General features: G+C 68.1%; 12 protein-coding genes and 1 pseudogene. 5 read left to right on the top strand and 8 right to left on the bottom strand.

Features of this window, described 5'->3' with window-relative positions; all coding sequences use genetic code 11:
* Positions 1–326 precede the first annotated feature (326 nt).
* The 5 genes and pseudogenes from amrb99_RS48770 to amrb99_RS48750 form a co-directional block, all read right to left on the bottom strand.
* Positions 327–899, bottom strand: coding sequence for a YceI family protein (locus amrb99_RS48770; protein ID WP_190868924.1), 573 nt, complete (start codon positions 897–899; stop codon positions 327–329).
* 63 nt (positions 900–962) lie between these two features.
* Positions 963–1448 carry an SRPBCC family protein gene (locus amrb99_RS48765; protein WP_206700411.1) on the bottom strand — a complete coding sequence of 162 codons (486 nt, stop codon included), beginning with the start codon at positions 1446–1448 and terminating at the stop codon, positions 963–965.
* Between the two features lie 41 nt (positions 1449–1489).
* Positions 1490–1975, bottom strand: a complete 486-nt coding sequence (locus amrb99_RS52180) for a DUF6069 family protein (RefSeq protein WP_277820248.1) — start codon at positions 1973–1975, stop codon at positions 1490–1492.
* A gap of 12 nt (positions 1976–1987) precedes the next feature.
* A pseudogene (locus amrb99_RS48755) lies at positions 1988–2278 on the bottom strand (transposase); the annotation flags it as partial.
* The gene (locus amrb99_RS48750; RefSeq protein WP_241756663.1) at positions 2235–2828 is read right to left on the bottom strand and encodes a dihydrofolate reductase family protein; all 594 of its coding nucleotides are present in this window, start codon (positions 2826–2828) and stop codon (positions 2235–2237) included. The pseudogene amrb99_RS48755 and the gene amrb99_RS48750, both read right to left, overlap by 44 nt.
* A 310-nt stretch (positions 2829–3138) precedes the next feature.
* On the opposite strand from amrb99_RS48750, the gene amrb99_RS48745 reads away from it, so the two are divergent.
* The gene (locus amrb99_RS48745; RefSeq protein ID WP_190868922.1) at positions 3139–3726 is read left to right on the top strand and encodes a helix-turn-helix domain-containing protein; all 588 of its coding nucleotides are present in this window, start codon (positions 3139–3141) and stop codon (positions 3724–3726) included.
* A 977-nt stretch (positions 3727–4703) separates the two neighbouring features.
* Here amrb99_RS48745 and amrb99_RS48740 read toward each other — a convergent pair.
* Positions 4704–5501 carry an SDR family NAD(P)-dependent oxidoreductase gene (locus amrb99_RS48740; protein WP_190868921.1) on the bottom strand — a complete coding sequence of 266 codons (798 nt, stop codon included), beginning with the start codon at positions 5499–5501 and terminating at the stop codon, positions 4704–4706.
* Between the two features lie 112 nt (positions 5502–5613).
* On the bottom strand, positions 5614–6192 hold the full coding sequence (locus amrb99_RS48735; RefSeq protein ID WP_190868920.1) for a hypothetical protein: 579 nt from the start codon (positions 6190–6192) through the stop codon (positions 5614–5616).
* Between the two features lie 78 nt (positions 6193–6270).
* Between amrb99_RS48735 and amrb99_RS48730 the strand changes: the two genes are divergently transcribed.
* From amrb99_RS48730 to amrb99_RS52165, 4 genes are all read left to right on the top strand, one after another.
* Positions 6271–6828 (top strand): TetR family transcriptional regulator, encoded by a 558-nt coding sequence (locus tag amrb99_RS48730; RefSeq protein ID WP_190868919.1) that lies wholly within the window; start codon positions 6271–6273, stop codon positions 6826–6828.
* Positions 6829–7051: 223 nt separating this feature from the next.
* The gene (locus amrb99_RS53610) at positions 7052–7414 is read left to right on the top strand and encodes a recombinase family protein (protein ID WP_347257197.1); all 363 of its coding nucleotides are present in this window, start codon (positions 7052–7054) and stop codon (positions 7412–7414) included.
* The gene (locus tag amrb99_RS52170) at positions 7297–7572 is read left to right on the top strand and encodes a recombinase family protein (RefSeq protein WP_347257198.1); all 276 of its coding nucleotides are present in this window, start codon (positions 7297–7299) and stop codon (positions 7570–7572) included. Before amrb99_RS53610 ends, amrb99_RS52170 begins: the two co-directional genes overlap by 118 nt.
* Positions 7569–7760, top strand: a complete 192-nt coding sequence (locus amrb99_RS52165; protein ID WP_241756662.1) for a helix-turn-helix domain-containing protein — start codon at positions 7569–7571, stop codon at positions 7758–7760. Before amrb99_RS52170 ends, amrb99_RS52165 begins: the two co-directional genes overlap by 4 nt.
* A 183-nt stretch (positions 7761–7943) precedes the next feature.
* Here amrb99_RS52165 and amrb99_RS48720 read toward each other — a convergent pair whose 3' ends face one another.
* A complete protein-coding gene (locus amrb99_RS48720) occupies positions 7944–8117 on the bottom strand; it encodes a DUF397 domain-containing protein (RefSeq protein ID WP_190868918.1) in 174 nt (57 codons plus the stop codon).
* Positions 8118–8236 lie beyond the last annotated feature (119 nt).

Genomic DNA, 8236 nt, shown 5'->3' with positions numbered 1-8236 from the left:
ACCGGCAGCAACGGCTCCAACAGCGCCCACTGCGCATCGGTCAGATCACCACGACCCACAAACAAGATCATCCCGAACCGGCAGACACACCGTGATCAACTTCTGAAACACGGCCTAGCCGCGGGCCCGGCGGTGGCGCCAACGGCGTTCCCCGCTGGCGGGGACGCGGTGTAAGGGGGAAGCAGCAAAAGGGCTCGCGGGAGTTGCACGTCCAGCACAGCAGTGCGCGGATGAGGCCGGTTGCGTGGTCGTGGTCGATGACGTACGGAGGGCGCCGGGACACGAGCGGCGTCACCGATCCTTGCGGAACGTTGCTGATCGGTGTCTCAGGAGGCTGGGAACGCCTGGACGTCCAGGGTGATGTCGATCTTGTCTGCGATGATGAGCTTGGTGCCGTCGGCGAGAAGGCCGAAGGTGACGCCGAAGTCGCGGCGGCTGATGGTCGCCTGAGCCGAGAAGCCGATCCGCGGCTCGCCCTGCAGCCCGGTCGGGTCGGAGCCGAGGAACTCGACCTCCAGATCCACCGTCCGGGTGATGTTGCGGATCGTCAGCTCACCCGACAGCACCCAGGAGCCGGCCGCCGGGTGCAGCGTCCGGCTGACGAACGTCATCTGCGGATGTGTCTGGACGTCGAAGAAGTCGGCCGACCGCAGGTGGTCGTCGCGCATCTTGTTGCCGGTGTGGACCGAGGCGGTCCCGATCACGGCGGTGACGGTCGAGCCCGCGGGGTCGGGGTCGGTGACGATCTGCCCGCTGACCTCGGCGAACGTTCCGCGGACCCGGCTCATCAGGTGGCGCGCCGAAAAGCTCACCGTGGTGTGGGCGGGGTCGATGGTCCAGGTGCCGCAGGTCCAGCCGTCGAGCGTCTGCGGGCCGGCGGTGGTGGTGTCGGTGGTCATGGATTCTCCCGTTCGTTCGCTGGTGTGAGGTGACAGGTGTGTGTGGGGGTCATCGTCATACGGTCAGGTCCGGGACGCCGGCGCGGCGAGTTCGGCCAGGTGATGGAGTGAGTTGATGAGGTGCTCAGGGCCGAACGGCGGGAACCCGATGCGGTCTCGGATGTCCTGCGGCACCCCCGACCAGTCGTAGGTGAGCGTGACCTCGGTCTCGGACGGACCGGCCGGCGCCAGGTCGTAGCGCCAGATCCAGCCGCCGAACTCCAGCCGGCCGTCGCCCTGGTCCGTCCCTGTCAGCCAGCCGATGGCGTGCGGCGGGTCGAGCACCGTGACCTTGTTCACGACCTGGTAGTCACCGCCGGGATGGTCGGCGTGATACATGTCCATCCGGAAGATCTGTCCGACCTCGGTCAGCGGCGCCCGGTCGGCGGGTGCCTGAACCCAGCCGGTGCCGTCGATCGCGGCGTGGGTCGCCGGGTCCGCCAGCACCGCGAACACTCTCGCGGCGGGGACGGCGAAGGTGAGGGTGGCGCTCACGCTCTCCTGGTTCACGGTGGGCACGCTCCTTGTCATCTCAGGTCTCGTTCGAGGGATCAGGCGGCGCGGCGGCGGGCGACGGCCGGGATCACGATCTCGGCGGCCAGGTACGTGAGCATCAGCAGCGCCTTCGTGGCGGCGGACGCGTCCGCGAGCACATCGGGCGCCAGTGACAGCGCGGTGAGCACGAGCGTGGTGCGGACGAACACCGGGCGCGGACGGCGGGCCCAGGGGGCCAGGACCAGGGCGAGCCCAGGCCGAGCACCAGGCCGAGCACGGAGAAGATGACGGTCAGGGTGGCGAACCCGGCCACCGGGATCGGCGCGCCGCCGACGACCAGGCTGATCCCGGCGGCCTTGCCCGCCGCGGCGCTGGCCGCGGTCGCCACGGCGGCGACGGCCGCCGCGGTCAGGCCTCTGGCGATCAGCGAGTTGGCGGAAACGGCGGCGGGAATGGTGGTGACGGCCATCGTGAGCCTCCAGGGCGTTGCGACCGGCTCCTCGCCGGCCTCTCACCCTGGCTACGAACGGACTCGACGCCATCCGAGATCACCGCGAAAGAACCCCGATCCGAAAGTCGGTGATCTTTCCCACCGTGCCGGTGTACTGCCGCCGTACCTCGGCCGAACGCCCGCCCTTCTTCGCAAAGCCGGTGTCGTCGACGACCAGCACCCCGCTCAGCGGGCCGATCCGCCCACCGACCTGGCGGCGCCGCGCGTCCCGCACCAGACCGGCGTCCCACCGGGCGTGATGCAGCAGTCGCTGCATCCCGTCCGGCCTCGCATCACCCGACGCCGCCGGCCTACGCTTCGCGTCGCTGTGGGCCGACGCCCTCCGGTATGCCAGTGTGCAGGTGCGGAGCGTATACGAGCTTCTGCGTGCGGCCGTCGAGCACGGTCGACTCGACGAGTTCGAGGTCGAAATCCGGGCCGTCGTGGAACAGGGACGCATAGCCGGCCTTTCCGGTGATCGCCGGGAAGACCATCACCTCGAGGAAATCCACGAGCCCCGCCGCAAGCAGGGCACGATTGAGAGAGATGCTGCCGTGGGATCGCATAGGCACGTCGGTCTCGCGCTTGAGCCGCTCCATCGCGGTCACGGCGTCCTCCGAGATGACGGTCGAGTTCGACCATCCGAGCGGTTCGCTCAGCGTGCTCGAGAACACGATCTTCGGTAGTGCCGTGAGGCTGTCGTAGTAAGGCTCGTCGTACTCGACGACGAACTTGCGGAATTCGCGGAATGTCGTTGCTCCGTAGACCAGCACCTGGTCCTGCGCGTACTTCCGCACCAGATGGTCCCGGAGCTCGGGGCCCTCCTTGCCCCAGTACCCGGGCCAGCCGCGCGCCGAGCCGTTGCCGTCGAGGCTGCTGAAGAAGTCGACCGTCAGGGTGGCCATCAGATGCTCTCCCGTTCGCCGGTCCTGGTGGTAGTCATGTCGGTACTCCCCATCCGGGCGGTCTGGTCGACCGCCGCTCGGTTAAGCCACGAAGGCCGTGACCCGTATCCGACAGGTCGCGCAGCTCCGTTACGCCTTCATGTGCCCATCGTGGGCGCACCGGACGTCCTGTGGCAACCATGCGTGCCGAAATGGCAACAAGTGCCCTGACCGGCCTTCCCCGGGCGCCACGGAGATGGGTTGATCCTGTCCGCCTCGAAGGCCATGCTGTTCTAGCAAAATTGTGAGACAGAAGGGCAAGAGGTCGGGCATGGGGGACGATCTGTCCGCGGTCGGTCCCCGGTTGCGGGCGATCCGGGAGTCGCGGCGCATGACCATCAGGTCGGTGTCGGATGCCACGGGCATCTCGGTCAGCACGCTGTCTCGGCTCGAGTCGGGGAACAGGCGCCCCCAGCTCGAGCTGCTGATGCCGCTGGCGAGGCTCTACCGGCTGCCGCTCGACGACCTCGTCGGAGCACCTGCCCTCGGAGACCCCCGGATCCACCCGCGTCCGCGCGTCAGGGACGGCGTCATCACGATGCCGCTGTCCGGCGGCTCCGGGGCGTGGGAGGCCTTCAAGCAGGTGCTTCCGCCGGCGCCGGACAAGCCGATCAGGCAATGGGTCCACCCGGGATGGGACTGGATCTACGTGATCGCCGGACGGATGCGGCTCCTCATCGGCGAGGACGAGCTGATCGTCGCCGCCGGCGACGCCGTCGAGTTCGACACGCGCGTACCGCACGGCTTCGGCAACCCCGGGCCCGAGGTCCTCGAAGTGCTGTGCCTGTTCAACCCCGACGGAGCGAAACTGCACAGCCGGGCAGTCGAGATGGAAGAGGCACCGGACGACGCGAGCTGAATATCCGGCCGTGCAGATAGGACGGTCTCAGTGAGAAACAACCCCGGAGTTGTGCGACACGAGGTCCCGCGCGATGAGTGAACACGCTGATGAGAGGATCAGCTGATGTCGTAGGCGTGGCCCAGGCCAGTGTTCGAGGCCTGTCCTCATCCTGACGAGCGCCCGGTGCAAACGCGCTGGACCGGATGGCGGCCGACGCCGGGCCGCGGATCTTCGATCCGTCGGGAGCGATGTCGGCGATCCTCAGCTCGAAGCGGTAAGCGGCGTGGTTGCTACCGGCCGCTCAACGGATACGACACCGCCCGCTCACGCGCCGAGGACAACGCCTGGCGCGAACTGGCCCGCGAGGAGGCTGAGTGCAGGAATTACGGGTGCCGTTAACGAACGTGTCACCAGCCGCAAACGAGCGCGGGACCTGTTGAACCTCTGCAGGTGGGACGGGTAGCCGTGCGGCTGTCCCTGCGGAGCGCGTGTTCACGGATTGTTATGGTCGTTGATGACACAAAAGGGGCTCACCGGACAGATCTCTGACTCTGTCCGGCGAGCTCGGCGATGTTCTCGCAGCTCACAGACTCGTAGCGCGGTCACAAGGAGTTTCGTCCCTGATCCGGTACGGCCTTTCTGCGCCGAAACCGGGGTCACCAACAGTCACTGAGGCTGCCCTCGCTACCGGCGGTGACCACCCTGGGGACGGCACTCGGGCAGCTCCCTGGCAGGCATCACGGGCGGGGCGTGACCCCTTTCTGCCGTATTCCGGCCGTCCCCTATGAGGCCCGGCTCCCGCATCACCACCCGCGTCCTGGCCCTGCTGGCCGCCCAGGGACGCATCCGGCGCGGCCGACCGCAGGACAGCTGGCTGTCCAGCCGCTTCCGCTGGACCCCACACCAAGTGTCTGAGAAGTCCCCGATGGGCTCCGGGGTGTGGTCGGGCGTCGCGGCGGGCCGGGCCAGCGGCCGGTGGACGGAGGTGAGGGGGGTCAGCTGTTCTTGAAGGGGTTGAGGGTGCGTCCGGCGAGGTAGCCCAGGCGGATGGGCAGGGGCTTCATGGCGGCGGCGGAGATCTTGTTGACCAGGCCGGGGACGCACACGGGTTTGCCGTTCTGGACGGCTTTCCAGCCTTCGGCCACGACGGCTTCGGGTTGCTGCCACAGGATGCGGGGCAGGCGGTTGGCTTTGTCGCGGGTGCCCATGACGTCGTGGAATTCGGTGCGGGTGAAGCCGGGACACAGGGCGGTGACGTGGATGCCGTGGGGTTTGAGTTCCATGTCGAGGGCTTGGGAGGTGTTGAGGACGTAGGACTTGATACCGGTGTAGAGCAGGCTGGCTGCGGGCGGGGCGAACGCGGCGACGGACGACAGGTTGACGATGCGGCCCCAGCGGCGTTCCTTCATGCCGGGGATGACCAGGTGGGCGAGTTCGGTCTGGGCGGTCACCATCAACTGGATCTCCCCGGCCAGGGTGTCCCAGGGGGTGTCGGCGAACGCGGACTTGCCCGACAGCCCGGCGTTGTTGATGAGGACGTCGATGTCCAAGCCCTGGGCGTTTGCGTAGTCCACGATCGCCTTGGGGGCGGCGGGGTCGGTGAGGTCGGCGGCGAACACCTCATAGCGCCGTCCACCGTGCTGCCGGGTCAGCTCCGCGGCCAGCTCCTGGAGGCGGTCGGTGCGGCGGGCGACCAGCAGGAGCTGGTAGCCGCGGGCGGCCAGGTGGCGGGCGAACGTGGCGCCGATGCCGGCGGAGGCGCCGGTGATGAGCGCGGTGCGGGGGGTGGTCACTGGGGGGTTCCTTCGGTCGGGTAGGGGGTGGTGATGGTGAGGGGGCTGCTGCCGGGGAGCCGGGTGATCAGCTCGCCGGTATAGCCGTTGGCACCGTAAAGCAGCCACTTCGTCACCGGGCGGCCTCTTTCGGGCCGGGCAGTTCACGCGGGCCCGGGGTGAAGCCGCGGCGAGCGGTGCCGATGTCACCGCGGTAGGCGCCGACGGGCCCGGTGAGCAGGAAGGGCAGGGGGATGCGGCGCTGCCGTGCGGTGAATCCCCACGTCCCGATGCCCAGATAGACACCGGGCGCCGCGCGGCGGACCTCGTCGACCATGTTGATCGCCCCGCACATCGAGGCGTAGGCGCGGTAGACCAGCGTGTAGGCGGGACGGCCGTCATAGCGCGACGGTGCGATGAGCGTGTGCATCGCATAGCGCTGCCGGACGCGGCCGAACTGGCGGAAGGTGTTGTAGCCGCGCCCGGTCCGGCCGTCGACGGGCCGGAACGCCTTGCACAGCCACGGCGCGAGCGGATTCGACACCGCCCCGCGCCCGGTCACCGAGGCGACCAGGTTGGGCTGGGCCAGCAGCCGGGCGGGGTACTCCCCGTCCATCTCCTCGATGGACGGGGCGGGCAGCGTGGCGAAGAACGCCAGCAGCCCGGTCGTGTCCAGCCCGAGCAGCCCGGCAGCCGCGTGGTCGGTCTCCATGGGGGCCCACCTCACTTCTTGAACGGTCTTCAAGAAACCTAGCGCCTTCTTGAGGGCCGTTCAAGATAGAGTGTGGGGGTGCCCCGGAACCGACGCCCCCAAGACCGCGAGGAGAAACGCGAGGAGATCCTCGCCGCCGCCCAGCGGCTGTTCATCGACGACGGCTACGAGTCGGCGTCCATGGGCCAGATCGCCAAGAACGCCGGCGTCACCGTCAACACGATCTACTGGTACTTCCGCGACAAGGACGACCTGCTCGTCGCCGTCCTGGACCGCCTGCTGGCCGAAGCCCTCGCCCAGTACACGACCATCGCCGACCGGCCGCTCAGCGACCGGCTCCTGTGGGCCCTCGACCAACTCGAACGGCTGCACGGCCTCGTCAACACCGTCCACACCCGCGCCCCGGCCTCACCCGCCGTCCACGCCTGGCACACCGGCTTCCACGAACTCGCCGACACCCTGGTCGCCGACGACCTCCGCAAAGCCGGCGCCGCCGAAGCCGACCTCCCCGCCATGACCGCGATCGGCACCTTCGTCATCGAAGGCCTCCTCACCCACCGGCCCGACGACGCCGACAAACGAGCCGTGATCGACCTCCTCGTCCACAGGCTCACCACCGCGCCGACCCGAACCTGACCGGAAGCCATCTCGCCGCACCACGCAGGCCCGCATCGCAACGGCGAACGGCGGCGACGCCACCGCCCTGGGTGGGGTGTCTGAGAATCGTTCGATTCTTCGACACCCCACGCGCAGTCTTCTTCACTGCCCGAGCGCCCCGGAAATCTGTCGGTAAAACGACGTTGAGAACTTCGGGTGTTCAACAACACCGACAGCACCGTTTTTCCTGCACTTTCCAGTTGTGACGACGTTCCCGGGCGATGCCCCGCCCTCCGCGGTGATCCGCCAGGCCGCCGACGATCTTCTCGGCGCCGAGCCCACGATCCTCACTGCCGCGCTCGTCGGATACGCCCGGGTCTCCACCAAAGACCAGCGACTCGACCGCCAGACCCTGGCCTTGAAGGCCGCGAGCTGCATCCAGATCTTCGCCGACAAGAAATCCGGCAAGGACGCCGAACGCGAAGAACTCGCCAAGGCGCTGACTACCTGCGGCCCGGCGACACCCTGGTCGTCCCCTCGCTGGACCGGCTCGCTCGCTCCCTGCAGGACCTCATCACGATCGTCGCCGACCTGCGCCGCCGCGGCGTCGGGTTCCGATCCCTGAAAAAGGCCCTCGACAACACCACGCCGGACGGCCGCCTGGTCTTCCACGTGTTCGCCGCCCTCGCCGAGTTCATTCGCGAACTCATCATCGAAGGCACCCACGAGGGCCCGGCCGCCGCCAAGGCCCGCGGCGTCCGCCTCGGCCGGCCGCCTCCATGACGCCCGAGCAGATCCGACACGCCTGCGCGCTGCTCATCCAGCCCGACGCGACCGTCTCCTCTATCGCCCGCCTCTTGGGCGTCAGCCGCTCGACCATCTACAAGTACGTGCCCGAGCTCAAGCGCACCGGACTCCAACAGGTCAAGACCGGCGTGCCCGACCCACGTCCCGAACTGACCGAGCACTAACAAGCACCTTCTGACCTGCATCAATCTCAACCCGAGCGGCATTGGAACGAAAAGTCACGCTAGCGAGCTCAACCGCACGCTCCTAGCGGGACTTTTCGTTCCAATGTTCGTCAGACCCCAGACAAACAGAAAGAAGCCCCGGTCCCTCTCAGGCCGGGGCTTCATCGCTGCCATGTCCGGGCGTTAGCGCTTCAGGATCGCTACGAGGTTCGCGAACTCGTCGCGGCGCAGGGTGAGCTTGGCGCCGGCCGGGTTCTTGCTGTCACGGATGCCCACGGTCTCGCCGAGGCTGGCCAGTTCGACGCAGTTGTCTCCGGCCTCACCGCTGCGCGAAGACTTGCGCCAGGTCACGTCCATCGCTCTCTCACAACCTTCCGCATCAGCTCGACCGACGCCTTCGGCGAAAGCGCCTCCGCTTGAAGCCTACTGAAGATCTCGCTGACGATCGTGAGGTCTCTCGGCTCCACGCTGGTCTC

It is taken from the genome of Actinomadura sp. RB99, from assembly GCF_014706005.1.
Taxonomy (GTDB): Bacteria; Actinomycetota; Actinomycetes; order Streptosporangiales; family Streptosporangiaceae; genus Spirillospora.
This window is presented reverse-complemented; position numbering and strand designations above follow the sequence as displayed.